This is a genomic window from Amycolatopsis kentuckyensis (assembly GCF_041679295.1).
GTDB classification, from domain to species: Bacteria; Actinomycetota; Actinomycetes; order Mycobacteriales; family Pseudonocardiaceae; genus Amycolatopsis; species Amycolatopsis kentuckyensis_A.
In genome coordinates, this window is record NZ_JBGDMD010000005.1 from 837,877 (window position 1) to 862,930 (window position 25,054).

The 25,054-nt window shown below is 71.5% G+C and carries 26 protein-coding genes and 1 pseudogene; 14 read left to right on the forward strand and 13 right to left on the reverse strand.

What is annotated here, in order from left to right:
• Positions 1-29: 29 nt before the first annotated feature.
• Entirely contained in the window at positions 30-1,973 is a 1,944-nt protein-coding gene (locus ACERZO_RS24750; RefSeq protein ID WP_372667122.1) for a S9 family peptidase, read from the forward strand.
• 35 nt (positions 1,974-2,008) lie between these two features.
• Positions 2,009-2,398 (forward strand): hypothetical protein, encoded by a 390-nt coding sequence (locus ACERZO_RS24755; RefSeq protein ID WP_372667124.1) that lies wholly within the window; start codon positions 2,009-2,011, stop codon positions 2,396-2,398.
• On the opposite strand, the gene ACERZO_RS24760 is transcribed toward ACERZO_RS24755, so the two are convergent.
• Positions 2,382-2,738: a VOC family protein gene (locus ACERZO_RS24760; RefSeq protein ID WP_372667125.1), complete on the reverse strand. Its 357-nt coding sequence runs from the start codon at positions 2,736-2,738 to the stop codon at positions 2,382-2,384. The two genes, ACERZO_RS24755 and ACERZO_RS24760, sit on opposite strands and share 17 nt — an antisense overlap.
• A gap of 172 nt (positions 2,739-2,910) precedes the next feature.
• On the opposite strand from ACERZO_RS24760, the gene ACERZO_RS24765 reads away from it, so the two are divergent.
• A complete protein-coding gene (locus ACERZO_RS24765) occupies positions 2,911-3,243 on the forward strand; it encodes a YciI family protein (protein WP_372667126.1) in 333 nt (110 codons plus the stop codon).
• A 253-nt stretch (positions 3,244-3,496) separates the two neighbouring features.
• Here the strand turns inward: ACERZO_RS24765 and rnhA are convergent.
• The 5 genes and pseudogenes from rnhA to ACERZO_RS24790 form a co-directional block, all read right to left on the reverse strand.
• Positions 3,497-3,940 (reverse strand): annotated as a pseudogene (gene rnhA / locus ACERZO_RS24770) (ribonuclease HI); the annotation flags it as partial.
• Between the two features lie 37 nt (positions 3,941-3,977).
• Complete coding sequence (locus tag ACERZO_RS24775) at positions 3,978-4,634, reverse strand: RES family NAD+ phosphorylase (RefSeq protein WP_086680664.1); 657 nt, start codon at positions 4,632-4,634, stop codon at positions 3,978-3,980.
• A 52-nt stretch (positions 4,635-4,686) separates the two neighbouring features.
• Entirely contained in the window at positions 4,687-5,268 is a 582-nt protein-coding gene (locus ACERZO_RS24780) for a DNA-binding protein (RefSeq protein WP_372667127.1), read from the reverse strand.
• A gap of 349 nt (positions 5,269-5,617) precedes the next feature.
• Complete coding sequence (locus ACERZO_RS24785) at positions 5,618-6,595, reverse strand: LacI family DNA-binding transcriptional regulator (protein WP_372667128.1); 978 nt, start codon at positions 6,593-6,595, stop codon at positions 5,618-5,620.
• A gap of 106 nt (positions 6,596-6,701) precedes the next feature.
• The gene (locus tag ACERZO_RS24790) at positions 6,702-7,661 is read right to left on the reverse strand and encodes a helix-turn-helix domain-containing protein (RefSeq protein ID WP_372667129.1); all 960 of its coding nucleotides are present in this window, start codon (positions 7,659-7,661) and stop codon (positions 6,702-6,704) included.
• 150 nt (positions 7,662-7,811) lie between these two features.
• On the opposite strand from ACERZO_RS24790, the gene ACERZO_RS24795 reads away from it, so the two are divergent.
• Together ACERZO_RS24795 and ACERZO_RS24800 are read left to right on the forward strand one after the other, a co-directional pair.
• Complete coding sequence (locus tag ACERZO_RS24795; RefSeq protein WP_372667130.1) at positions 7,812-8,273, forward strand: MmpS family transport accessory protein; 462 nt, start codon at positions 7,812-7,814, stop codon at positions 8,271-8,273.
• A gap of 17 nt (positions 8,274-8,290) precedes the next feature.
• Positions 8,291-9,037 (forward strand): ABC transporter permease, encoded by a 747-nt coding sequence (locus ACERZO_RS24800; RefSeq protein ID WP_372667131.1) that lies wholly within the window; start codon positions 8,291-8,293, stop codon positions 9,035-9,037.
• On the opposite strand, the gene ACERZO_RS24805 is transcribed toward ACERZO_RS24800, so the two are convergent.
• The 3 genes from ACERZO_RS24805 to ACERZO_RS24815 are packed head-to-tail and all read right to left on the reverse strand — an operon-like array spanning position 9,021 to position 12,042.
• Positions 9,021-9,707, reverse strand: coding sequence for a histidine phosphatase family protein (locus ACERZO_RS24805; protein WP_372667132.1), 687 nt, complete (start codon positions 9,705-9,707; stop codon positions 9,021-9,023). The two genes, ACERZO_RS24800 and ACERZO_RS24805, sit on opposite strands and share 17 nt — an antisense overlap.
• 10 nt (positions 9,708-9,717) lie before the next feature.
• Positions 9,718-11,601 carry a Na+/H+ antiporter gene (locus tag ACERZO_RS24810; RefSeq protein ID WP_372667133.1) on the reverse strand — a complete coding sequence of 628 codons (1,884 nt, stop codon included), beginning with the start codon at positions 11,599-11,601 and terminating at the stop codon, positions 9,718-9,720.
• 33 nt (positions 11,602-11,634) lie between these two features.
• Positions 11,635-12,042: a nuclear transport factor 2 family protein gene (locus tag ACERZO_RS24815; RefSeq protein WP_372667134.1), complete on the reverse strand. Its 408-nt coding sequence runs from the start codon at positions 12,040-12,042 to the stop codon at positions 11,635-11,637.
• Positions 12,043-12,098: 56 nt separating this feature from the next.
• Here ACERZO_RS24815 and ACERZO_RS24820 point away from each other — a divergent pair, with 56 nt between their 5' ends.
• Positions 12,099-13,484: a carboxylesterase/lipase family protein gene (locus ACERZO_RS24820; protein WP_372667135.1), complete on the forward strand. Its 1,386-nt coding sequence runs from the start codon at positions 12,099-12,101 to the stop codon at positions 13,482-13,484.
• Between the two features lie 34 nt (positions 13,485-13,518).
• On the opposite strand, the gene ACERZO_RS24825 is transcribed toward ACERZO_RS24820, so the two are convergent.
• The 3 genes from ACERZO_RS24825 to ACERZO_RS24835 form a co-directional block, all read right to left on the reverse strand.
• The gene (locus tag ACERZO_RS24825) at positions 13,519-16,596 is read right to left on the reverse strand and encodes a glycosyl hydrolase 2 galactose-binding domain-containing protein (RefSeq protein ID WP_372667136.1); all 3,078 of its coding nucleotides are present in this window, start codon (positions 16,594-16,596) and stop codon (positions 13,519-13,521) included.
• Between the two features lie 119 nt (positions 16,597-16,715).
• Complete coding sequence (locus ACERZO_RS24830; protein ID WP_372667137.1) at positions 16,716-17,948, reverse strand: hypothetical protein; 1,233 nt, start codon at positions 17,946-17,948, stop codon at positions 16,716-16,718.
• A gap of 59 nt (positions 17,949-18,007) precedes the next feature.
• Complete coding sequence (locus ACERZO_RS24835) at positions 18,008-18,382, reverse strand: YchJ family protein (protein WP_372667138.1); 375 nt, start codon at positions 18,380-18,382, stop codon at positions 18,008-18,010.
• A gap of 165 nt (positions 18,383-18,547) precedes the next feature.
• On the opposite strand from ACERZO_RS24835, the gene ACERZO_RS24840 reads away from it, so the two are divergent.
• The 4 genes from ACERZO_RS24840 (at position 18,548) to ACERZO_RS24855 (ending at position 22,031) form a co-directional block, all read left to right on the forward strand.
• Positions 18,548-19,255 (forward strand): Crp/Fnr family transcriptional regulator, encoded by a 708-nt coding sequence (locus ACERZO_RS24840; RefSeq protein ID WP_372667139.1) that lies wholly within the window; start codon positions 18,548-18,550, stop codon positions 19,253-19,255.
• A gap of 378 nt (positions 19,256-19,633) precedes the next feature.
• Entirely contained in the window at positions 19,634-20,614 is a 981-nt protein-coding gene (locus ACERZO_RS24845) for a hypothetical protein (protein ID WP_372667140.1), read from the forward strand.
• A 7-nt stretch (positions 20,615-20,621) separates the two neighbouring features.
• Entirely contained in the window at positions 20,622-21,227 is a 606-nt protein-coding gene (locus ACERZO_RS24850; RefSeq protein ID WP_372667141.1) for a hypothetical protein, read from the forward strand.
• A gap of 21 nt (positions 21,228-21,248) precedes the next feature.
• Positions 21,249-22,031: a DUF1684 domain-containing protein gene (locus tag ACERZO_RS24855; protein WP_372667142.1), complete on the forward strand. Its 783-nt coding sequence runs from the start codon at positions 21,249-21,251 to the stop codon at positions 22,029-22,031.
• Positions 22,032-22,055: 24 nt separating this feature from the next.
• On the opposite strand, the gene ACERZO_RS24860 is transcribed toward ACERZO_RS24855, so the two are convergent.
• Entirely contained in the window at positions 22,056-22,538 is a 483-nt protein-coding gene (locus ACERZO_RS24860; RefSeq protein ID WP_372667143.1) for an AMIN-like domain-containing (lipo)protein, read from the reverse strand.
• A 176-nt stretch (positions 22,539-22,714) separates the two neighbouring features.
• Here ACERZO_RS24860 and ACERZO_RS24865 point away from each other — a divergent pair, with 176 nt between their 5' ends.
• From ACERZO_RS24865 to ACERZO_RS24880, 4 genes are all read left to right on the forward strand, one after another.
• Positions 22,715-23,101: an SseB family protein gene (locus tag ACERZO_RS24865; protein ID WP_372667144.1), complete on the forward strand. Its 387-nt coding sequence runs from the start codon at positions 22,715-22,717 to the stop codon at positions 23,099-23,101.
• Between the two features lie 80 nt (positions 23,102-23,181).
• Positions 23,182-23,496 (forward strand): hypothetical protein, encoded by a 315-nt coding sequence (locus ACERZO_RS24870; RefSeq protein ID WP_372667145.1) that lies wholly within the window; start codon positions 23,182-23,184, stop codon positions 23,494-23,496.
• Entirely contained in the window at positions 23,496-24,707 is a 1,212-nt protein-coding gene (locus ACERZO_RS24875; protein WP_372667146.1) for a WXG100 family type VII secretion target, read from the forward strand. Before ACERZO_RS24870 ends, ACERZO_RS24875 begins: the two co-directional genes overlap by 1 nt.
• Complete coding sequence (locus ACERZO_RS24880; protein ID WP_372667147.1) at positions 24,707-25,033, forward strand: hypothetical protein; 327 nt, start codon at positions 24,707-24,709, stop codon at positions 25,031-25,033. Before ACERZO_RS24875 ends, ACERZO_RS24880 begins: the two co-directional genes overlap by 1 nt.
• Positions 25,034-25,054 lie beyond the last annotated feature (21 nt).

Below are 25,054 nucleotides of genomic sequence, written 5' to 3' on the forward strand. Positions count from 1 at the left end.
CGCTAAGGATTTCCGGTACGGTCGGGGACGTGCGTCCTGCCGACATCGAAGCCCTCATCGCTCCCGGCCGTCCCGCGCTGCGCGGGAACCTGCTGCTCACCGCGCTGAAGAAGCCCGACCTCGAGACGAACGCCGCGCACGGCTCGCTGCGGCGCGTCTCGCTCGACGGCGGGGAGTCCGCGTGGACGCACGGTCCGCGCGACTCGGCGCCCGCCATCTCCCCGGACGGGCGCTGGGTGGCGTTCCTCCGCGCGGGAGAGGGCAAGGGGGCCGAGGGCAGCCCGCAGCTGCACGTCATGCCGGCCGACGGCGGTGACGCGCGCCGCGTGACGTCGCTGCACCTCGGCGCCGGCGAGCTGGTGTGGGCGCCGGACTCGCGGCGGATCGCGTTCACCGCGCGCGTGCCCGAACCCGGTCGCTACGGGACCGAGGACGCCGACGGCGAGACCCCGGAGCCGGCCGCCGAGGCCCCGCGCCGGATCACGCGCATGGACTACCGCATCGACGACATCGGCTTCCTGCGCGACCGCATGCAGCGGCTGTTCGTCGTCGACGCGCTCGACGAGGATGCCCCGGACCCGGAGCCACTGACCGGTGACGGCTTCGACGTGACCGGCCCGGTCTGGACGCCGGACGGCACCCGCGTGGTCTTCACCGCGCCGCCGGACTGGGGCGCGGCCGAGAGCGACCACCGTGACGTCTGCGCGATCCCGGCGGCGGGCGGCGAGCCCGAGGTCGTCGTGCGGGGCACGGGTTTCTCCGAGCGTCCGGCCTTCGGCGCCGACGGCACGCTGTTCTACTTCGGACAGTCCTTCGACGAGCACCGCGAAGCCGCGATGACCGGGTTGTACGCGGCGACGCCGGAGTTCGGCGCGGGTCCGGTGAAGGCGCGCCGGCTCACCGACATCGAGACGGTCGACTGCGAGGCGTCGGCGGGACCGCCGGCCCCGCGCGAGAGCGACGTGCTGGTGGCCGTCCGCAACCGCGGCGCGGTGGAGCTGCGCGCGGTGCCCTTCGCCGCCGCGGACGCCCCGCTGGCCGACCTGCCGGTGGTCTACGCGGACCGCACGGCCCTGCGGTCGTTCACGCTCGACGGCGCGGTGCTGGCGGCGGTGATCGCGACGCCGTCGACGTCGGGTGAGGTCGTGCTGCTCGGCGACGGCGAGCCGCGGGTGCTCACCGACTACTCGAAGCCGTTGCGCGACAAGGGTATCCGGCCGATGATCGAGCTGGAGACCACGGCGCCGGACGGCTACCCGGTGCACGGCTGGCTGGTGCTGCCGGAGGGCGACGGCCCGCACCCGGTACTGCGCGTGGTGCACGGCGGCCCGTTCACCCAGCAGGACTGGGCGGTGTTCGACGAGGCCCAGGTGTACGCGGCGGCGGGCTACGCGGTGGTGCTCGGCAACCCGCGCGGATCGGCGGGCTACGGCCAGACCCACGGCCACTCGATCACGGAGGCCTTTGGCACGGTCGACGTCGACGATGTCCTGGCGCTGCTGGACAAGGCCCTCGAACGGCCGGACCTGGACGCCTCCCGCGTCGGCATCATGGGCGGTTCGTACGGCGGGTTCATGACGAGCTGGCTGGCGGCCCACCACGGCGAGCGCTTCAAGGCGGCGTGGAGCGAGCGCGCGGTCAACGCGTGGGACTCGATGGTCGGCAGCTCCGACATCGGCTACTTCTTCGTCGACGCCTACATCGGTACGTCGCCGGAAGTGCAGCGCGAGAAGTCGCCGCTTTCGTACGCGGACCAGATCAAGATCCCGTTCGCGGTCGTGCATTCGGAGCAGGACTGGCGCTGCCCGCTGGAGCAGGCGCAGCGGATGTTCGTCGCGCTGCGGCGGGCGGGCGCGCCGGCGGAGCTGCTGCTGTTCCCGGGCGAGGGCCACGAGCTGTCCCGCTCCGGCCGCCCCCGGCACCGCGTCCAGCGCTTCGAAGCGATCCTCGAGTGGTGGGGCCGGCACCTGTAACCTGACTTGGCTCAAGATCGCTGATCTTGGGTAGGGTGCTGGCTGTCGAGCTGCGGTTTCGTCGTGTGAACGGCGAAAATCTGCGCACTGAGCGGCCGGTTCCAGGGGTCTGCCCAGCATCGCCCGATCCGGCCACGTTGGACGACCTCACCGATGCCGAGCGGGCGGCGCTCGCGACACTGCGGGAGGCGGACGAATGGGGCTCCGGATGCTCGGCCTCATCCGCCCGGCTGTACTGGGAAAGCCTTCGGCAGGTCAACGAATGGATCTCCGGGTCGGCCGGCGCGCCGGTTCCCGAACATCCGGTACTGGAACGAGCCCGGCAAGGGCGGCCACTTCGCGGCGTTCGAGCAGCCTGCGTTGTTCGTCGACGAGGTCCGGTCATTCTTCCGGCTGGTCCGCTGATGGTCACCCGTTCTCGGTAAGCGGCTGGCTGAAGATCAACAAGTGCCCATCGGGTGTCCGTACGTTGAAGTCGCGCATCCCGTAGGGCCGGTCAGCCAGTGGCTCGACGATGTCGGCGCCGCGGGCGCGCAGCTCGTCGTGGCAGGAATCGACGTCGTCGACGACAACCGTCACCCTGGCCGGGCCGACGCTGCTTTCGGCGTACAGGTGGAACTCGGCGGTGTCGCGGATAACGGCCGCGTAGCTAGGTGGGGTCTCCCAGGTGAATATGGTGTCGAATCCGAGCGCGTCCGTGAAGTACGACCGCGCTGCCTGCACATCTCGGCACGGCAGCACGGGAATCGCCACCCGCATGACCATTCGGTCACCCTACCTGACTTTGGCTCAAGATCGCTGATCTTGGGTAGGGTGCTGGCTGTTGAGATGCGGTGCAGATCGTGCACTCCTCGCGTCGCGGGTCGCGGGACATCGAGCAAGTCAGGGCTTCGAAGCGATCCTCGAATGGTGGGGCCGGCACCTGTAACTTCAGGCCATGACGGTGCCCGAGGTGGACTTCGAGCTCGAGACGTGGCGGATGGTGCTGTTCCGGGCGGGCCCGCGCGCCGGCGAGATCTCCGAGGAGATGGCGCGGGAGCTGCGGGCCCGGCACCTGTCGTCCGCGCGGCAGCAGCAGGCGGCGGGAACGCTGCTGTTCGCCGGCGCGGTCCCGGAGCCGTCGTCGGCGCTGCCGGTGACGGGGGTGGCGTTCTTCCGGACGTCGGAGGCGGAGACGCGGGCGATCCTGGACGCCGATCCGGCCGAGCAGGCGGGGTTGATCGCGTCGGAGATCGTCGGGTTCGTCTGCCCGCGAGGCACGCTGGGCTGAGCCGTCGCTACGAGAACAGTTCCAGGGAGTCCTGGTGGTATTCGCAGTGGCCACCGCCGGTCGCGATGGTGCAGAGCGCGCCTTTCTTGGTGCGCGCGCCGCACTGCAACGCCGGGTCGTGCACGTGGCACAGCCCGTTCGCGCCGGCCGTGATCGGGCAGGGCGTGCCCTTCTTCGTGGGCGCGCCGCACGGTTCGCCGCTAAGCGCACGCGGTGGTTTCGCGGCCTTCTTCGGCTTCGCCTGGGGCTGCTGCACTTCGCGGCCCGTCACCTCTTCGACGCCGCGGACGGCCAGGCGGTCGGCGCGCTCGTTCTCCGGGTGGCCCGCGTGGCCCTTGACCCAGTGCCACTCCACCTCGTGCCGGTCGGCGGCCGCTTCCAGGCGGCGCCAGAGGTCGGAGTTCTTGACGGGCTCGCGGGCCTTCGTCAGCCAGCCGTTCGCCTTCCAGCCGTGCACCCACGAGGTGATGCCGTTGCGGACGTAGGTGCTGTCCGTGTAGAGCTTCACGACGGACGGGCGTGTGAGGCTTTCCAGGGCCACGATGGGCGCCATCAGCTCCATGCGGTTGTTCGTCGTCGGGCCGATGTCCCCGCCGTACAGGTCCTTCTCGTGCTCGCCGTAGCGCAGCACGGCGCCCCAGCCACCTGGTCCCGGATTGGGGCTGCACGCGCCGTCGGTGTAGATCTCGACCTCCATGCGGCCCGAGACTACCGACCGCCCCGCCGCGGGAGGCTCAGTTCAGCAACGTGTAGTTCAGCTCTTCGCAGACCCGGCCGAGCGGGACGTCCAGACCGGGGTGGTCCAGCGGCAGCAGCACGTCCGGCGCGATCGGCAGCGCGGCGCCCGCCGGCGGGTCCCACAGGCAGATCGCCGGGTCGCCCGAGTCCATCGACGAGCGGTACCAAAGGCCGTCCAGGTCGCTGAACGCGCCGCGGATCGCGCGCGCCCAGGCCTGCGTCAGCTTCTTCGGCCCGCTCGAGATCTCCTGCGACGCGCCCACGCGCGTCGGCCACAGGCCGGTCAGGTCGAGCAGGCGCAGCGTGCGCGTCGGGCGGACGACGACCAGGCGGGGCCCGCGCGTGCGGCGGTCGACCGTCGAGCTGGTCTGGAAGACCTCGGCGACCGACGTGCGGACCGTGAGGCCGAAGTAGAGGACCCCGTTCGCGGGGTCGGTGACCGGCGCGCCGCCGCGGCCGGGCGACTGCTGGTCGAACCGGCCGTGCGGGAGCGGGCCGGTGTAGCGGAACGAATTCCACTGCTGGGGGTGGTTGCCGTGCGCCGTGAAGATGCGGACCAGCCTGGTCGCGGGCTGGACCGTGACCACGTCACTCGCACGGTTCAGCTGCCGGACCAGGACGGATCGGGCGGGCGGCAGCGGTAGCCGGGCCATGGGTCGGGGGTGGTCCGTCCTTGTCGGTGATCTTGCTCGGGGACGCTCCAGCCTAGAACGGCGAGCCGAGCGTGGCGATGAGGCGGGCGATGTGGTCCGGGTCACCCCCGGAGAGGAGCCACTGCCGCGGGGTCGCGGGGTGCTCGTTGATGACGAGGTCCGGCTGCGGCGTGCTCATGAACGCGGCGACGACCAGCGCGGGCTGGTCGTCGGGGAGGGCCTTGAGCACGACTTCGAGGCCGGGGAGCACGCCCGAGCCGGCGAACTGCCACGCGGGGAGCCGCCAGCCGCCGTCCTTCCAGCCGGTCAGCCTGCCTTCCTTGAGGCGGTGCCGGATGCGGCTGTCGTCGACGCCGAGGACCTTGGCCGCCTCGTTGACGCTGAGCGCGCCTTCGGCGAGGACGGCGTGCGCGGCCACGGTGCGCGCGCGGAAGTCCGGTTCGCCTTCCCGGCGCGGCGAGAGGTCCAGGCCGACGTCGGTGAGCGCGGCGCGCTGGTCGGCGGAGAAGTAGTGCGACGGATCGGGGTTCGGCGGGGACAGTCTGCGCGCCGCGTCTTCGACGAGCGTCAGGAACTCGTTCGCGTCGACCTTCAGGCCCGCCTTGGCGAGGATGTTCTCCAGCGCTACAGACATGGGATCCAGACTAACCCGAAACAGCGCGAGTGTGCGGGTTCGTGCGGTTTCTTGCCCTGTCTGTGCGTGAATTCACCAGAGATCGACACTTAACGCACATCACTCAACACGTTGAGTAGGCAACTTCCGGTCAGTTTGACGGCATCGGGCGACGATGTCCAGGCTTGACAGTGTGCTTGCGTGGCCTTACGTTCCGTGTGAGTAAACGATTTCCGCTCCGTGCTCACTGGATCCGGCGCGTTCGCGCCGGTCATGGGGGACACAGGGGGTGGGGCGTGCCTGGGGGGCCCGGCACGAGCCGGCCCCCCGGGCACGTCGCTCCACTCTTCGCGCACGGCAGCCGGAATCTTCAGCGGCGTGAACTCTTCCGTTCGATCAGCGACGCTTCGAGCGTCGTCGTCGTGGCTTCGCGGCTGCTGTCCGAAATCCGCGCCAGCAGGAGCTGCGCCGCCACGCGGCCGACCTCGTACGCGGGCTGGGCGACCACCGTCAGCGGCGGATCGATGAGCGTCGTCCACGGGGCGTCGTCGAACGAGACGATCCCGACGTCACGCCCGGAACGCAGCCCGCGCGACGAAAGGGCCTCCAGCACGCCGATCGCCATCGTGCTGTTCGCGACCAGCAGCGCGTCCGGCGGGGACGGCTCGTCGAGCAGCTCCAGCGCCGCCAGCCGGGCGCCCTCGGCGCGGTATTCCGCCCGCCGGGCCACGACGTTCGCTTCACCGACGACGTCGGCGTACCCGGCCAGGCGGTCGTCGGCCGTGCGGACGCCGGCCGGTCCGGTCAGGCAGCCGACGCGGCGGTAGCCGCCCGCCAGCAGGTGCCGCGTCGCTTCGGCGGCGGCGTGGCGCGTGTCGACCAGGACCTGGTCGCCCGTCTCGGCCGGCAGCGGGCGGTCGACCGCGACCAGCGGCGTGCCCTGGCGGCGCAGGCCCTCGACGTTCGTCGACCGGCCGGTCGGCGACAGCACCACCCCGGCGACCCGCTCCTGCAGCGCGACCTCGATGTACCGGCGCTCCTTGTCCTCGTTCTCGTCGGAGTTGCAGAGCACCACCGAGTAGCCCGACCGCTGCGCGAGGTCCTCGACGCCGCGCGCGATGGCCGTGAAGAACGGGTTTTCGACGTCGGAGATGATGAGCGCGAGGACCGCGGTCTCCTGGCGGCGCAGGTTCCGGGCCAGCCCGTTCGGGTGATACCCGAGCTCGGCGGCCGCTTCCTGCACGCGCGCGGCGAGGGTCGGGTCCACAGTGGACTTGCCGTTGAGCGCGCGCGACACGGTCGCCGTGGAGACGCCGGCCCTCGCCGCGACGTCGCTGATGGTGGCCACACGCCCTCCCTGATCACCGGTCGAGGGGGAGGATAGCGCTCTTGGTGGGTGTTTACCGTCCGCTTACCTTGCCGGGTGCCGGCCCACTTCCGGTTGACCGCGGGGATTACGCCGAACGGAGCCGGTCCCGCTCCGCCGCGTCCACAGTGGAGGGTGCGGGGAAGTAGGCGCGCGGGGTCAGCCCGGTGAGGGCCCGGCAGTCCCGGCTGAGGTGCGCCTGGTCGGAGTACCCCGCGGCGACGGCGAGCGCGGCCAGCCCGGAGACGCGCGGAGCGAGCGCGACGGCCCGCTGAAACCGGGCGACGCGCAGATAGGTGGCCGGCCCGTACCCGACGGCTTGGACGAACCGCCGGCGCAACCGCCGCTCGCTCACCGCGGAGGGTTCTTCGAGCCGGGCGGCCGCGAGATCGGGCGAGGTGGCGCGGGCGATCCGGGCCGGGTCGGTTTCGCCGCGGGCCAGCAGCGCCGCGGCTTCGGCGATGTCGGGGCGGCCCAGCGTTGCGGCGACCCGGTCAGCCTCGCCCTGGGCCAGCAGCGCAGCCGCCTCGGCGAGGTCGCGGCGGCCGGGCTTCGCGGCGGTCCGGTCCGGGTCGCCCACGCGCGGAGCCAGAAACGCCGCCGCCTCCGCGACCCGCGCCGCCCCCGCGTCCAGCCGCTCGATCAGCTCCGCCACCGCCCAGTCGGCCGTGCCGGCCTCCGAAAGCCGCGACTCCACCGCCCCCGCCAGCGACAGCTCACCCGACAGCAACCGCTCCGCCAGCACCTCCCCCTCCCGCCCCCACAGCTCGCCCAGCGGCACCCGGCGGTCCCGCAGCTCGTCCGCCGCCACGCCGAGCACCGCCGGAGCGTGCCCCGGCCGGAACCGGACGCCCCGCAGCACCGCGCCCGGCCGGGTCACCGACGACCACGCCGCCGTGTCCGGGCCCGCGACGAACACCCCGCCGTCGCCGACCACCAGGTCCAGGCAGCCGTCGGGGACGATCCGCTTCGGGCCCGCCGACGCCGATCGCCACACGCAGCGCGCCACATCGGCCAGCCGCCGGGGTGGCGCCACCTCCTCGTACACACCCCGATCATGCACCCGGGCACCGACAAAAACCGGGCGGCACCCGTTCGGGTGAAACCCAGCGGGTAACGGCTAACGCGCGGTGAGGTCACGGCGAGATAGAGGTCGACGCACCCGGCGAGGGTGCGCGCGACGAGAGAAGACCTCTTCATGGGTGCTCACACCGCGAACCGCGACCAGAGCCGCGCCAGGTCGGCCGGCAGCGTCGTGGTCGTCCTGGGTGTGCTCGCCGCGGCCTTCGCGGTGACGTCGTTCGTCATGCCCCGGTCGGCTCGCGGGCCGGCCAAGGTGGAGCCGGTCGCCGCGCCGGTGGTGCCGGCCGCCGTCGCCACCGTGAGCCACTCCGTCGTCTACGAACTGCTCGGCGCGCACGGCGCCCGGGACGTCACCTACGCCGGCGCCGGCTCGGTGCTGACCCAGCACGCCGAGGTCGCCACGCCGTGGTCGGCCGCGTTCACCCGGGTCGGCCCGGCCGGCCGCACCGAGTTCTACAGCGTCGCCGCCCGGAACCCCGGTCCCGGTGGGCTGCGCTGCCGGATCGTCGTCGACGGGGTCGTCGTCGCCGAGAAGACCGTCGCCGAGCCGGGCCGCCCGTTCACCTGCGCCGTCTGACGTCCACCATGAGCGGCGTGAACGACGCCGCGATCACCTTCGGGCCCGCCCTCGTGGCGGTGCTGGTCCTGCTCGCCCTCGCCGCCACCGCGGTCGTCCGGGCCGGCGGCCTCGGGCGGGGGCGGGACGTGCTGGTCGCCGCCGTCCGCGCGGTCGCGCAGCTGGCCCTCGTGTCGTTCGTGATCACCGCCGTGCTGCGCTCGGTGCCGCTGACCGGCCTGTTCGTGCTGCTGATGTTCGGCATCGCCGCGGTGACGTCGGCACGCCGGGCCGGCCGCTGGGCGAACCTGCCCTGGACGGCGCTGGCGATCGCGGCCGGCGTCGCGCCGGTGCTCGCGCTGGTCCTCGGCGCCGGGGTGGTCCCGCCGAAGCCGATCGCCGTCGTGCCGATCGCCGGCATCGTCATCGGCGGCGCGATGACCGCGACGTCGCAGGCCGCCCGCCGCGCGCTCGACGAGCTCAAGGCCCGCCACGGCGAGTACGAAGCCGCGCTCGCACTGGGATTCATGCCGCGCCCGGCCGCGCTGGAGATCTGCCGGCCGAGCGCCGGCCACGCGCTGATCCCGGCGCTGGACCAGACCCGCACGGTCGGCTTGGTGACGCTGCCGGGCGCCTACGTCGGCGTGCTGCTCGGCGGTGCGGGGCCGGTCGAAGCGGGGCTGACGCAGGTGCTCGTGCTGATCGGGCTGCTGGCCGCGGAAGCCGTCTCGATCCTGGTGACCGTGCAGTTCGTCGCGGCGGGGAAGCTCAGCCGAGCGGCGTAGCCAGGTGGGCGGTGTCGTTGAACCGCCGGATGATCCAGTTGTCGCCGTGGACCACCAGGTGCGAGATCGAGCCGTTGTCCGCGCCGAGGAACGCGAACCGCTCGACCGAGCGGCTGGCCTGGGCGAACACCTCGCCGATCACGCCGCCGTGGGTGAACACGGCGACGCGCTGGCCGGGGTGGGCCGCGGCGATCCGCGTCAACGCGCCGCGCAGCCGGGCGCCGAAGGCCTCGTCGGACTCCGCGCCCGGGATGACGTCCCAGCGCTGCTCGGTCCACAGCCGCTCGATGATCGGGTGGCCGTCGGCGCTGTACTTGCGGAAGAGGCCGTTCTCCCAGTCGCCCAGGTGGATCTCGCGCAGGTCCCGCTCGACGGCCGGAGTCAGCCCGAGCTTCTCCGCCAGCGGCGCGGCGGTCTCGGCCGTGCGGCGCAGCGTCGTCACGTAGATCGCGTCGATCCGCTCGCCGGCCAGCCGGTCGCCGACGCGCCGGGCGTGGTCGCGGCCGTCGGGCGCGAGTTCCGGGTCGGCCTGGCCCTCGACCAGGGTGAAGGGGTTTTCGCCCCGCGCGGGAGCCGACTCGCCGTGCCGCACCAGGAAGATCTCCGTGGCGCCCGGGGGCGGGCTGAAGCGGTGCTGGCGGTACTCGATCTCCTGCTCCGGCGTGCTCATGGCCCCGACCCTAGCCGAGTTGCTTGTCCACGAAACACCATCGCCACGTCTCGCCCGGCTCGAAGCTGCGCATGACCGGATGCCGGGATTCGTGGAAGTGCTGCGTGGCGTGGCGCCGCGGCGAGGAGTCGCAGCAGGCGACGTTGCCGCACTTCAGGCACATGCGCAGGTGCACCCAGGTCGTGCCCTCTTCGATGCAGGCGGCGCACGTGTCCGGCGAGCTGGGATCGCGCTCGACCCACTCGTGCGCGAGGTGCTTGCACGACCCGGCGGTCGCGGCCGGGGTGCGCAGCTCGCGGCCTTCGACCTCGGGTTCTTCCTCGTCGCGGTCCAGCATGGACTCTTCGATGTCGAGCCGTTCCAGGACCTTGCGCAGGACGTCGTCGTCGGCGCTGCCGCTGTCGCGGGCCTTGAGGAACTGGCGGCGCTCGACGTCGAGCAGTTCGAGGCGCAGGCGGCGGTAGGCGTCGCTCGGCGTCTCGGCCAGCGCGCTCTGCCGGCCGAGCTGCTCCCACGCGGAGTCGGCGCGGTGCTGCAGCCGGTCGCGCAGGCGCTGGATGATCTCCGGCGGGTCGTCGTCCGTCCGGATCTCTTCGAGCCTGGCCAGCGCGGCGCGGGTCATGTCGTGCAGGACGGCCGCCTCCTGCAGCGCGTCCTCCGCCGGGTCCGGCCGCGGCAGGCGCAGCTTCCGGATCAGCGGCGGCAGCGTCATGCCCTGCACGGCCAGGGTGCCGGCCACGACGACGAACGCCGCCAGCACCAGCACGGCCCGTTGCGGGGTGTCCGCGGGCAGCACGAACGCCGCGGCGAGCGTGACCACGCCGCGCATGCCCGCCCAGGCGATCACGGCCGAGTAGCGCCACGGCCAGATCTTCGCCCGCGGTTTCGCCGGCAGCAGGCGCCGCTCCAGCCGCTTCACGGTGCCGATCCCGGCCATCCACAGCACGCGGGTGAGGATGGTCGCGCCGAGCACGGCGACGCAGATCCAGGTCAGCATCGTCAGCGACAGCCCGCTCTCGCCGACCTCGGCGAGGATCCGCCGCAGCTGCAGGCCGATGAGCAGGAAGACCATGTTCTCCAGCAGGAACGCGATGGTCTGCCAGTTCAGCCGGGACGCCAGCCGGGTCGAGCCGGAGAGGATCTGCGGTGCCTTGTGCCCGAGGATGAGCCCGGCGATGACGACCGCGAGCACGCCGGAGCCGTGGATCGCCTCGGCCGGGATGTAGGCGATGAAGGGGACGGCGAACGACAGCGCGGTGTCGAGCACCGGCTCGTTCAGCCGGGCGCGGACGAACGCGGCCGCGAACCCGACGACGAGCCCGACCACAGCGCCGCCGATGGCCGCGCGGAAGAAGTCGGCGCCGACCTGCCACAGGCTGACCGACCCGGCCAGCGCGGCGATGGCCGTGCGGAGGGCGACCAGCGCGGCGGCGTCGTTGAACAGGCTCTCGCCTTCGAGCAGCCGGATCAGCTTGCGCGGCATCCCGACCCGGCGGGCGACGACGCTGGCGGCGACCGCGTCCGGCGGCGCGACGACGGCGCCGAGCGCGATGCCGCCGGCCAGCGGGAGACCGGGGATCACGGCCCAGGCGACCACGCCGACGCCGAGCGTGGTGAACACGACGAGCCCGACCGACATCAGCCCGATCGCGCTCCGGTTCTTCCGGAAGTCGACCAGCGACGTCTGGATGGCCGCCGAGTACAGCAGCGGCGGCAGCAGGCCGAGCAGCACGACCTCGGGGTCGAGGTGGACTTCGGGCACGCCGGGGACGTAGGAGGCGGCGACGCCGACGACGATCAGGCACAGCGGGGCGGACCAGTCCAGCCGCCGCGCTCCGGCGCTGACGACGAGGACCGTCACGACCAGCGCCACTATCTCTGCCGCGATGTGCACGGGGTAATCATCACCCGAGGATCGCGGCGGGTGTCACCGGGCCAGCTCGGTGAGCACTTCGGCGACCAGCTGGGTGTCCATGTACTCGGTGATCTCGCGGATCCGGCCGTCTTCGAGGCGGAAGACGAAGCAGTACCGGTTGTCGTACCGCGCGCCGGTCTTGGTGGCGACGCTGCCCTGCGTCTCGACCACGACGACGTCGTCTTCGGCCACGAACCGGCTCGCCGTGCTGGTGTAGGTGCCCTCGAACTGCTCGCCGAGCGGGCCCAGCAGGTCGCGGCGGACCGAGTCCTTGCCGGCGAAGCTGCCGGACCAGCTGTTGTGCCCGCTGACCGTCCAGGTGACGTCGTCGGCCATCGCGGCGAGCAGGGGCCGGATGTCGCCGGTGGCCCAGGCGTCGAACGCGGTTCTCAGCAGTTGCTTGTTTTCGGCTGCGCTCATGGCTGGTAGTCAACACGCTGGAGCGCGCTCCAGGGCAAGTTCGTAGGCTGGGCCGGGTGACGACGGTGGAGATCGCGGCCGGTGCGCTGCGCGGGTCCGAGCAGGACGGGGTCCGGACATTCCTCGGCGTGCCCTACGCCGAGCCGCCGGTGGGGGAGCTGCGGTTCCGCGCGCCCCGGCCGGTGCGGTCCTGGGCCGGGGAACGCGACGCGACGAAGTGGGCCGCGCGGGCACCGCAGCCGGAACTGACCGGACGGGGCTTCACCGGCGACGAGGACTGCCTCTACCTCAACGTCTACGCGCCCGCGGCACCCGGCTCGTACCCGGTCCTGGTGTGGATCCACGGCGGCGGTGGCGTGATGGGTGCGCCGCACCAGTTCGACGCCTCCGCGTACGCCCGCGCCGGCGTGGTCGTGGTGACCGTCGCCTACCGGCTCGGCGTGCTCGGCATGCTGCACCTGCCCGGCGTCGCCGACTCGAACCTCTCGCTGCGCGACCAGGTCGCCGCCCTCGAATGGGTGCGGGACGAAATCGGCGCGTTCGGCGGCGACGCGGGCCGCGTGACGCTCGCCGGGCAGTCCAACGGCGGCCGCACGGTCGGGACGCTGCTCGCCGTGCCCGCCACGCGCGGGCTGGTCCACCAGGCGATCGTGCAGAGCGGCACCGGCGTCGGCTCGGTCGTCCACACCCCGGCCGAAGGCGCGGCGGTCGCTTCGGCGGTCCTTTCCGAGCTGGCCGTCTCGCCGGAGGAGCTGGCGACGCTGCCCGTGACGCGGATTCTCGAAGCGCAGCAACGGGTTTCGGCGGTCTCGGGCACCAAGGTGACCTACCGCGTGGTCGTCGGCGACGAGCTGCTGCCGGAACGCCCGCTCGACGGCGTGCGCGCCGTCCCGCTGCTCATCGGGACCACGGCCGACGAGGAAGACCTGTTCAGCTGGCTGCAGTCGGGTGGCGCGAAGCTGCTCGGCGTCGGCTCGACGATGCTGACCGCCGAAGAGATCGAAAAGGCCGTCGCGGCGTATGACGCCCTGCTCGATTGGCCCGGGGATCAGATCCGCAACCGCGCGCTGACGGCGGGGGACTGGTGGATCCCGGCGATCCGCTTCGCCGAAGCGCAGCCGGACGCCTGGATGTACCGGCTGGACTGGCGGATCGCCCCGCGCGGCAAGGGTCTCGGCGCCGTGCACGGCCTCGATCTGCCGTTGGTGTTCGACGACATCCGCAACAGGAACTGGCGCTTCCTGTTCGCGGGCCGGACGTTCCCGGCCGAGCGAATGCAGGCGGTGGCGACGGAGATGTTCGACGCGTGGGTCCGGTTCATCGCCACGGGCGACCCGGGCTGGCCCCGCTACCGCCCTCAGGACCGCGTCACGCGGATCTTCGACGACGTCTCCACGACCGTCGGCGACCCGGACCGCGAGCAGCGCCTCCTCTGGGACTGAGCCGGGGCGGCCGTGAGACCGCCCCGGCCCGGACCTAGACGGTGATCTTGTCGACGTTCGGGCCGCCGTTGGCGGTCGTCGCGATCGCCTTGACCTTGTTCGTCCCGGCGGTCAGCGTCACCGGGATCGTGACGGTCTGCCACGTGTCCCAGTTCCCGGTGCCGCCGAAGGCCACCCCGGACGCCACCTTCGTACCGTTGACCGAGATGTCCATCGGCCGGTTCGCCGTGGTGCCGTTGGCGAACCGCAGGACGACGTTCGCGCTACCCGCCGCGGCCGCGGTCACGGTGAACTCCACCGCGCTGCCGGTCGCGTTGTCGTAGTTGACGAACCCGGTGCCGGTGAAGCCCGCGTGGTTGGACTCCGCGACGCCGTTCGTGATCGTGGCGTCCTCGGCCTGGTAGTCCACGGGGTTTCCCGGGCCCGGGTCGACCGTGCCGTCCGCCGGGATCGTCTTCGTCCCGGTGTTCCAGCCCGCGACCCGCACGGACGGCTTGGCGCCCTTGAGGTCCGCGGTCCGGTACGTCGCCGTCAGCGTCGTCGACTCGCCCGGCCAGAGGGTGACCTGGTTGTCGGTCCACCGCACCGGCAGCACCGGTGCGCCCGCCGCGCCGAGGACGTGCGCGTCGACGAAGAACGCCGGCACCTTGCCGGACGCGGGGTTCATCAGCGTCACCTTGGTCGTCGTGGTGCCGTCGCCGTTGGTGGTCGAGGTCGCGGTCGACCCCAGGCCGACCTGGGCCAGGCCGTTCAGCCCGGACAGGTCCGCGTAGGCCGACTGCGGCGTGTAGTACCAGTCGCTCGAGTCCCAGTTGAGCGTGTCGGCCTTGGTGGACAGCCAGTAGACGTTCCGGCTGACCTCCTTGCCCGAGGAGTCGCTCAGGGCCAGCTTCGCCAGGTACGTCGTCGACAGCCCGCTCACCGAACCGATGGTCAGCGCGGTCGTCTTGGCACCGTCACCGCCGACCGAAACGGCCTTGGACTGGGTGAACTTCTCCGTCCCGTCGAGGTTGTACAGCTTCACGGACGCCGTGAGGCCCGAAGCCGCGTCGTGGTTGTGGTTGACGACCACGACGGACTTGGTGTCGTACGAGTACTGGATGTGCAGCGGCTCGTTCGCCTTCTTGGCCCCGAAGTACGAGCCGTTCTGGTCGAGGTAGGCGTCGAACAGCTGCCAGTGCAACGACGTCCAGCCGCTGTTGAGCATCCAGTAGATGATCCCGGTGGCCGGGTTCGAGCTGTCGCTGAAGTTGCGCGAGTGCGACTCGAATTCGGCGCGGACGTTCTCGTACTGCGCCAGCTGTGCCTTGCGGACGAAGTCGTCGAGGCTCGCCGACTTGCCGTAGCGGCTGGTCAGCGCGTTGCCGAAGAGCTTCAGGTTGGCGAAGGTCGAGGATGACGACCGGTGGTACTGCGCGGCCGACGGGTTCTTCCACATCGTGTCGAGTTCGCTCGAGGACATCATCCGCTTGAGCGTGTCCATCGTCGGGATGTCCGGCCCGGCGCTGGTCTCGGAGTTGAAGCTCCACGCGCCGCCGAGGTCGCTGTGCGCCTTGTCGTACCAGTAGTTCGGCGGGACGTAGTCGTACGGCCCGTTCATCTTCATGCCGGACGACCCGAGCTGCGGCGACGACTTCGCCGACGCGGCCGGGACCACCGGGGTGGGCCAGTCCGCGGCGGACAGCGCGTCGAGGTAGTTCTTCTCGATCGTCGCGTCGGGGGCGAAGTCGCTGCCGATGAGGAAGGAGATGACGCTCGGGTGGTCGCGCAGCCGTTCGGCCTCCGCGGTCATCGACGCCTTCGCGACCGGGTAGTCGGCGGCGGTCCAGGGGTCGCCCTTCTCGTCGCCGTTGACCTGGCCTTCCCACTTGTCGCAGCACTCCCAGCCGGGCAGCGTCAGCACGCCCATGCGGTCGGCGAGGTCGAAGAACTCGTCCGGCTCGATGTGCCCCTCCAGGCGCACGGTGTTGAGCCCGAGGTCCTTGACGTAGGCGAGCTTGTCCGCCGCGTACTGCTCGTTCCAGCGCAGGAACAGGTCCGGCGAGTAGCCGCCGCCCTTGATCAGCAGCGGGCGCCCGTTGATCGTGTACGCGCGGCCGCCGCTCGAGTTCTTGTTCGCCGTCACCGTGCGCACGCCGAAGCTCGAGTGCGAGGTGTCCGACGCTGTGCCGCCGACGTTCGCCGCCAGGTCGAGGTCGTAGAGCGGCTGCCCGCCCATCCCGGCCGGCCACCAGACCTGCGGGTTGTCGATCCCGACGACGCCGAAGGTGACGGTCTTCTTCTCCTTCGCCGCCAGGCTCACCGTCTGGCTGATCGGCTTGCCGGCGACCGTGCCGGACACCGTCGTGGAGATGGCGGACGCGGAGTCGTTGCGGACGTCGGCCTTCACCGTGAGGTCCGCGTGGCTCAGGCCGGTCAGCTTCGTGACGACGTGGCCGCCGCGCAGCGCCACCGGGCCGCTGCGCCGGACGAGGACGTCCCGCACGATGCCCATGTTCTGGTCCGGCGGGGTCTGCGCCCAGTCGATCCAGCCCATCGACAGGTCCTTGTTCGGGTCGTTCGGGTAGACCTTGAACGCGACGCTGTTCGTACCGGCCTTCACCAGTGAGGTGATGTCGAGGTCGTGGCGGGTGTAGGCGCCGGTGACCTGCGTCTTGTCGGCGACGCGCGTCCCGTTGACCCAGACGTCGGCCTTGGACAGCACGCCGCTGAAGTCGAGGTAGGTGCGCTGGGTGGTGTCGGCGACCGTGAGGTCGGTGCGGTACCACCAGGGGACCTGGAAGTCCGCGGCCGGCACGTTCTTCATGTTCGTCGAGTAGAACGGGTCGGCGTACTTGCCGTTGGCCAGCAGGCCGGCGTAGACGGTCGAGCGCGGGCCGACCGGGTACCAGCCGGACGTGTTGTACCCCGGCTTCGAGACGGCCGAGTCGTCGCCGACCTGCGCCGACGTCTGGATCAGGAAGCCGGGGACGGCGGTGGCCGGGCCCGCGGCCGCGACCGTCGCTCTCGCCTGCTCCTGCCCGGTGGCCGCCGGGACGGTCGCGCCGCTCACGGCGACGGCGAGCACCGCCGCCGCCACGAGGGTCCGGGTTCTTCTCTGCCGATAGCTCACTAGCGCGCCTCCTAGGCACCACGGCGGCGTGGGGACAGCGGGACCATCGTTAGGGAACTTTCCTAACAATTGCGGACGATCGTAGCGGTCCGGTCACGCCGGGAACAGGGGCGAATCGGTCAGACCCGCGCCGCCTGCCACGCCGCCGCGGCGCGCAACGCCAGCAGGAGGGGCAGTGAGCCGTCTTCCCAGATCCGTTGCGGCAGTGCCTCGCTGAGCGGGACACCGCCGGCCAGCGCGGCGCCGATCGCCGGGAGGTCGACGTCGAAGAGCGTCAGCCCGGCGCTGTAGAGGCGTTCGCCGCTGACCGGGCGGCGCGCGGCGACCTCGGTGCTGTCGACCGCCAGCTCGGTCACGCCGAAGAACTCCGGCTTGGCCCCGCGTTCCATCCAGCGCGCGAACCCGACGACCTTCGTCTCGCGGACGTCCCGGGGCGTGAGCCCGCTTTCCTCGCACAGTTCGCGTTCCATCCCGGCGCGCATCGCGGTGTGCAGCGACCGGCGCGGGTTCCTGTCGGGAGTGTGCAGGTCTCGCGGCTCGAGCGAGCCGCTGCCCGAGGGCGCGAGCAGCAGCCCGCTCACGGCGTTGAGCGACGACTGCCGCACGGTGACGAGCTTGCCGTCGGTGGTGAAGGCGACCGTCGAGACGCCGATGAGGTCGGCCAGCGTGCTGCTGCCGAGCTCGCGCAGGGCGCCGTCGGTGTCGGTCAGCTCGGCCTTGCGCAGGTCGTACTCCTCGCCGGTGTCGGCGCGGGTGATCCGGAGCGTGCCGAGCTCGTTCGAGCAGACGGCGTCGAAGAAGCGCGCCCGGTGCAGCCGGATGGGCGCGGGCCGCGCCCCGGCGGCCGGCAGCGGGTCGCCGCGCATGCCGACGATCGGGCCGTTGAAGAGCAGCCGGCCACGCGTCCGCAGCGGAAGGACGTGCGGCGCGGTGGCTTTGAGCGCGGGCGGCAGCCGGTAGGGCTCCTCGGCGACGTCGATGGTGTGCCGCTCGGTCCACAGTTCCCGATCGATGGCGTCGCTGACCAGCGCGGTCCCGCGCGCGGGCACGGCGAGGTACTCGGAGGGCGGATAGGCCGACGGCGGCGGCAGTTCCGCGGTGGGGAAGGGGGCGGCGATGGTGGTGAAGGCGAACCCGGCCCACCGCCGGCGCAGCAGCCGCACATCCCGGGTGAAGGTGGCGACGCCGAGCGCGAGCGCGACGACGGAGAGGACAACCCCGACGGCGCTGGGCAGGATGGTCACGACCCCGAGAACAACACCGAGCCCGGAGGCGGCGAGCGGCCACTCCCGGGCGCCGATGAAGCCGAGGTAGTCCGCCTTCGCCCGGGTGCGGCGCGTCAGTTTTCCCATCGCCGCTTTGTTTAGCACGGCGCAGGTGTGGCGTGGGCCGCTTTTCGCCGGTTCCGCGCTCAGGCTTCCGCGTCGAGGTAGACCCACTGGCCCTCGGCCCGGCGGAAGCGGCTGTTCTCCTCCATGAACCCGTCGCGGCCGTGGTGCCGGTAGTGCGCCCGGAACTCCACCGTCCCCTCGGTGTGCAGCAGGCCACCGCCGGTGCGGCCGAGGATCTGCAGCCGCGTCCACTCCTGCGCCGGGTCCAGCTGCAGCCGCCGCGGGCGGGTGTCCGGGTGCCACGTGCGCAGCAGGTACGCGGTGTCCCCGACGGCGAACGCGCTGAACCGCGACCGCATCAGCAGCTCGGCCGTCGGCGCCGCGAGGCCGCCGTCGTGGAACCGGCCGCAACACGCGGCGTAGGACTCGGCGAGGCCGCACGGGCACGAAGTCATCCCCGAATCCTCCCACGGCGGCCACGACCGTCTATTGAGGACTGACTCGCGTTGACCGACCCGCGCCGGCCGGGGCAGGGCTCTCCAGCACGCGGCGGCCCTGCCGGCCGCAACCCTCGCCGAGAGCCGCCACGCCGGGTTACGGTGAACCTCCGGAGGGGAACCATGAGCGGGCACGACGACGCGGGCGAGGGCGCGCTCCTCGCTTACCTCGCCGATGCCGATCGCGAGTACCTGCTGGCCCGGGGCACCCGCCGCCGGTTCCGGGCGAACGAGGTCGTCCTCATGGAGGGCGACCCCTCCGACCATGTCCACGTGCTGGTCGCCGGCTGGGTGCGCGTCTCGACGATCGTCGAGGACGGCCGCGAGGTGCTCTTCGGCCTGCGCGGTCCCGGCGAGGTGCTCGGCGACCTCGCCGCCGTGACCGGGCGCCCGCGGTCGGCGTCGGTGCGTGCGATCGAACCCTGCACGGTCTTCCAGCTGACCGGCGCGGAGTTCGTCGACGTCCTGCACAACCGCCCGGAAATCGCCATCGCGACGATCAAGACCGTCGCGGCCCGGTTGCGCAACGCCGAGTCGGCCCGGGTCGACTCCGCCGCCTTCGACGTCAGCCGCCGCGTCGCGGTCGTGCTGGTCAGGCTGGCCGAGGAACACGGCAAGCGCGTCCCGGAGGGCGTGCTCATCGAGGCCGCCTTCTCCCAGGAGGACATCGCCTCGCAGATCGGCGCCGCGCGGCGTACCGTCGCACGAGCGTTGCGCGTGCTGCGGGAACGGGGGATCGTGGAGACCGGCCGCCGCCGGATCCTCATCCGCGAGCCGCGCGTCCTGCGGGCCTTCGCCCGTTCTGAGCCAAACGGCACACAACACCCGTGACATCGGGCATCTGAGCGCACCCCCTCCCGGCGGGATCCTGGGTTCCGGCCGGAAAAGAAACAGATGCCGACCGGCCGGAAAAACAGATGCCGACCAGTCGGAATTCCCATTCGAACGAGATCGGGGCGTGTTCCGCACGCGTCGCACGACTTCCGTTCCGGTCTCCGTCCCGGCCTGGGTGCAGCGATGAGGAGGTGTGTGTGATGGAGAGCCACTCGATCTGGGCGCTGATCTTCGGCGCGAACTGACCCGCGGCGGCCCGGCCGGCAGGCTCGTGGGGGGTCGGCCGGCCGGGTATTCCGCGAATGCGGTGTCCACGATTTGTCACATCCGCGCGGAATCGCGCTTGGTAATCTGGTCCATCGATTCCACCGGGGCATGGGAAGGGGTGGGGTGCGGCCGGAGAACTCCTTCCCGTTCGTGCGCGAGCTGAACGAACTGCGCCGCGGCCGCGGGCTCGACGCGGCCGACCTGCACCAGCGGATCGGCCCGTGCCTGCGCGAAGCGTGCGCGATCACCGATGACGACCAGCCGTCCGCCGCCCGGGAGAAGCTCGTGCTGCGGCTCACCGAGCTGTGCGGCCGGCTGCCCGCGGACCTGCGGGTGGCCGCGCTCGCGGCGTTCGGCCTGCACGAAGAGGCCGCGGGGGAGTTCCTCGACCGGCGGATCTCGTGGCTCGCGGGCGTGCTGGACCGCGACCCGCGCACCGCGCGCCGCCGGATCGACCTCGCGTTCCGCCGGCTCGACGAGCTGCTCGGCGCGCCCACGGCCGGGCGTGACCTGCACCCGCTGGCCGGCTGGTACGTCGAGTCCATGAAGGCGATGCTGCGGCTCGACCTCGACCCGCCCTACCTGGAGGAGGAGCGCCGGATCGTCGCGGAGGTCGACGAGCTCGACGAGCTCGTGCTCCCGTTCAGCGTCCCGGCCGAGCCGGGCAGCGACCCGGTCCCGGACATCACCGCCGAGGCGCTGTTCGGCGGCGAGATCGTCGAAGAGCGCCAGGTTTCGGCCAGCCACGCGCAGTTCATCATGCGGCTGCCCAGCCCGTTGCGGCTGGGCCAGCGCCACGAGTACGGGATCCGCTTCGCGCCGCGGCGCACGTCGCTGCGGCCCTACTACGTCATGACGCCCCTTCGCCGCTGTGAGGAGTTCTCGGTCCGGGTGCGGTTCGACCGCGCGGCCCCGCCGTCGCACGTGTGGCGGCTCAACGGCGTGCCGGGCCGGGTCGTCGACGACGGCGTCGACTCCGGCGACGCGCTGACGGTCAACCGGGTCGGCGAGGTGGGGCTCGAGTTCCACGAGCTGCACCAGGGGCTGAGCTACGGCCTGCAGTGGTCCTTCGACCCGCGGGGGGACTGAGCAGGTCATGCGCACGGTCCCGGTGGCCGCGACCGTCGTCCGGATCGGGATCGTCGCCCCGAGCCGCGGCGGCACCGCCCGCGCGGTGCACCTCGGCGCCACCCTCGACGGGGTGCTGGACGAGGTGTTCGACGGCGTTCCGGTGCCGTACCGCACGCCGACGTGGTACCGCCGTCCGGAGGGGGACAGCACGACGCTGGTCATCCCGCCGACCGTGCCGCTGTCGTGGGTGGCCGCGGAGTTCGCCGGCGAGCTGGCCGGCGCGCTGCGGCGCCGCAACCGCCACCTCAACGAGTTCGGCAAGCTCCGGCTGCGGCTCGCGGCCGACCACGGCGACGTCGTGCTGCGCCCGCCGAACTTCGGCGGCGCGGCGGTCGCGCTGGCGGTCTGGCTGTGCGAAGCGGAGGTGCTGAACGCGGCGCTGGCGGCGGCGCCCGAGCTGGACCAGCTGCTGATCGTCTCCGACCGGTTCCACGCGGCGCTGCCGGCCGGGCCGGGCTTCCGGCGCGTCGTCGTCCCCGCCGGCGGCGAGCGCGAAATCGCGTGGCTGCGGACGGGTCCGGATACTGGGACGCGGAATACCGGCCCGGGCGGTGGGTTGGCATCGTCGTAGCCGATGGAAAAGGGGCCCGCGATGAGCACGTTCACGAGCGAGTGGCAGGACTGGAAGACCCGGCGCGAGGATGACCTCGCGGCACCGCACGGCTGGCTGGCGCTGGTGTCGCTCGACTGGCTGACCGACGCCCCGCGCGAGTACCCCGGCATCCCCGGCCGCTGGTGGCAGGACGCGGACGCGGCGTACGTCGACCCCGCGGGCGCGTCACTCGTCTTCGACGGTGCCCCGGTCACCGGTGTCCAGCGGTTCGAGCTGGTCAACAGCGGCGCGGGCACGCGGGTGCTGGCCGGCGACGTCGAGATCGAGGTCGCCCGCCGGTCGGGGTACCTGATCCGGGTGCACGACCCGAAGGCCGAGGTTTTGAGGGCGTTCCACGGCGTCCCGGCGTACGATCCGTCTCCGTCCTGGGTGCTCGAGGGGCGCTTCGAGCCGTTCGACTCGCCGCGGCCGACCACGGTCGGGGCCGTGGTGGAGGGCCTGAGCCACGTCTACACGGCGCCCGGAGTGGTGCACTTTTCTTTTGGGGGCCAGCCGCACACGTTGACGGCGTTCAACGGCAAGGAAGGCGGCTTGAGCATCCTGTTCACCGACGGGACGAGCGGCGTGACGACGTACGCGGCGAACCGGTCGCTGCCGGTGGCCGCGCCGTCGCCGGACGGTTCGGTGACGCTGGACTTCAACCGCGCGGTGAACCTCCCGTGCGCGTTCACGGACTTCGCGACGTGCCCGCTCCCGCCGGCGGGCAACGACCTGCCGTTCGCGGTGGAGGCGGGGGAGAAGATCCCGTACGAGCGCGGGTAGCTCCCCCGCTTCCCGTCAGTGGGTTCAGTGGGCGACGTCGATGACGACGCGGTTGGGCGCGGTGAGCGTGAAGACGTTCACCGCGGTCCGTGACCGCACCCCGAGCCCGATCAGCAGATGCGCCTCCCAGTCCCCGATGACGGCGACGGCCATGACGTTGCTCAAGTTCCGCGTCCGGAACTTCTTCGGCCCGAGGTAGGTGGGATTCCCGTTGTCATCGTGCGCGGCGGCGTACGGCACGGTGACGTTGATGAAGTATTCGCCGGTGAGCCACACGATTTCGCTGCTCGGATCGGCGATGAGTTCATCGACGAGCTGGTAGCTGGGCGTGGGTGCGCTCCCGGGACCGAGGTCGAGCACGACGCGGTCGAAGGTGGCGTTGTTCCCGGTCCGGATGGCGGTGAGCGTGGGAACGCTGTTGACGGCTTGAGCAGGCGCGGCCGCGGCGACGCTCGCCGCGACCAGCAGGGTGACGGCGAGAAGGGCGCGTCTGACGGGTCTGGACATGGTGGACCTCCTGGCGGAGCAGCGGAAGTCCCAGCGCTGGGTTCTCGGGGGACGTCCGGTTCGTCCGGGAGTTGCGCGAGAGTCCCTTATCGTTATCCGGCTGCTCTGAACGTGGCACTGAGCTGCTCAGGTCGATGAGGTTCCGCCACTCGGTTACAGCGAGTACTGTGCCAGGTGTGAATCGTGACGACGGGGAGGCCGAAGCCGCACTCGCGATCACTGCCCGGCAGGTGTGGGACGGAAGCCGCGGACCGAGCGACTTCATGGCGGCGTTCGGCGGCGCGATGGTGTACGCACAGCGACCCGAGCAGCCTGCGCTGCTGGTGACCGAGCTCGGCTCGAGAGGTCGATGGACAGTCGTCTTCTCGACGCTCGAGCGGCTGGCGTCACACGCGGGCGATTGCGACTTCCTCACCACAACGGGTGCGGACTTCTTGGAACTGGTTCCCCCTGGCGTCGGTCTGATGGTCGACCCCGATGACGGGCATCGATTCCCGATCCTGTCTCGTGTGGCACCGCCGGACGTGGTCGCGCGGGTTTGGGCAGAGGCCCGGGGACGGTGAGAACGGGTAAAGCCGTGGGGAGATGACGGCCGTGAACAACGAGGGGGCGAAAGGTGGAAGGCCCGGGCTTTCACGTTGACGTGGATGTGCTGGAAAGAGCGTCGAAGAACATGAGCGCCGTCGTGCGGGATCAGGACAGCTTCGAGCTGCGAGGCCTGTGTGGAGAGCCTCGGCTGTACGGTCACGCCGGCGTGCACGACGCCCTTGCGGAGTTGTGCGGCCGGTGGAGCGTCGGCATCGACGCGCTGTCCGATCGCGCGAGCGACCTGGGTGATCTGCTCGGAAAGGCTGCCGAGGCCTATCGGGCGGTCGAGCACAGCACCGTCGAGGCGTTGAAGACCGATCCCGGCTGGGACGCCGTCACGCCGGATCCGCCGTCGGTGGGTGGCGTCTGATGGCCGAGCTCGGTGAAACAACGGATCCCCGGGCGTTGGTGCCCGGAGATCCGGCCGCGGTTTTCGAGAACGCCCGCGTGCTGAGCGGGCGGGCGAACACGACCGCGGCGGTCGGTGCCGCGCTGAAAAGCATCGACACCGGAAGCTGGACCGGACAAGCTTCCGACAAGTTCCACGAAGATCATCAGACCGAAGTGCCGCGCTGGCTGCAAGCCGCGGACTCGCTCGACAACGCCGCCCAGGTGCTCGATGGCTACGCCGCTTCCCTCTCGTGGGCGCAAGGGCAGGCGTCCGAGGCGATCACGAAGTGGCAGCAGGGAGATGAGGCCACCCGGCAAGCCGAGGCGGCGCACGAACGTGCGGTGTCGGACGCCCAGGCGCAAACGCATGCGAACGCACAACATGGTGACCCAACGGTCGTGCAGCCTCCGCCCTTCACCGATCCGGGTGAAGCGCAGCGCCAAGAGGCGCGGGACGTCCTGAACCGGGCGCGACAGCAATTGGCGGGAGCAGGCGATCGTTGTGCCGAGGCGCTGCGGGTCGAGGCCTCGCTGGCGCCCCAGGATTCTCGTGCCCAGGCGGACGCGAATTTCTTCGGCGGGATCTGGGACACGATATCCGGTGCCGGGGAGGCTTTGTGGAGCGCGATCACCGATCCCGCCGAAACCGTGGCGGCGATGGCGCACAACGTCACGCATCCAGTTGAGACGTTCAAGGAGATGGTGGCCTGGGACGATTGGGCCAACGGACACGGGGATCGCGCGCTCGGCAAAGTCACGGGCGGGCTGCTGCTCTTCGGCGCGGGCAAGGTAGCCAAGGGTTTGCTCGGCAAGGGTGACCACGCCGGAGGCGATCACGTGCCTGATGAAGCTCGCCCGAAGACGCCCGTCGATCGGGCGAAGTCGGTGCGAGACGCGATTTTGGGCGAAGACGGGAAGATTCCGGGTGCCGAAGACAGCAAGGGCGTGCGAATGGTGTCCCAGCAGGACCTCGACGGCGTCCTGGACAATGTGCGCTCGAAGCTGGGAGCTCCGGACAAGGTCATCGAAACCCCCAAAGGTAAAATCGAGACCTGGCAGATCAGCGGGGACCCACCGTCCACGGTGACCTATCGCACGTTCAGCAAGTCCGGAGGCCCCACGATCGACATCAACAAGGTGGACGGCCTGGACGAGGTCAAGCGGTTCCACGTGACGGGCGGAAGCCACTGATGAGTTCCTACCAGGAAGATCTGGACTACCTGCTGGACTACGCACGGGAAGACTGGGTCGGTCTGTCGCCGGTCGGTGCGGTGGCGGGCGCTGTCGCGGGCAAGGGGGCGACCCTCGACCAGCTGACGTCGGCGCTGCTGTCCGTCATCGGCGACCTCAGCGACCGCGGGGCGGTGCCCGGAGACCTCGTCGAGCAGGATCCGGGGTTCCGCCCTTGGCCGGGCACCCGAGATGAGCACCTCCGCCGCATCGCGGCCGAGGTCGCGGCGCTGGGTCGGCTTCCCGAAACCGGCGAAGTAGCCTGGATCCACGATCCGTCGGCCTAGATCCGGAAGGTCCGTTTGCCG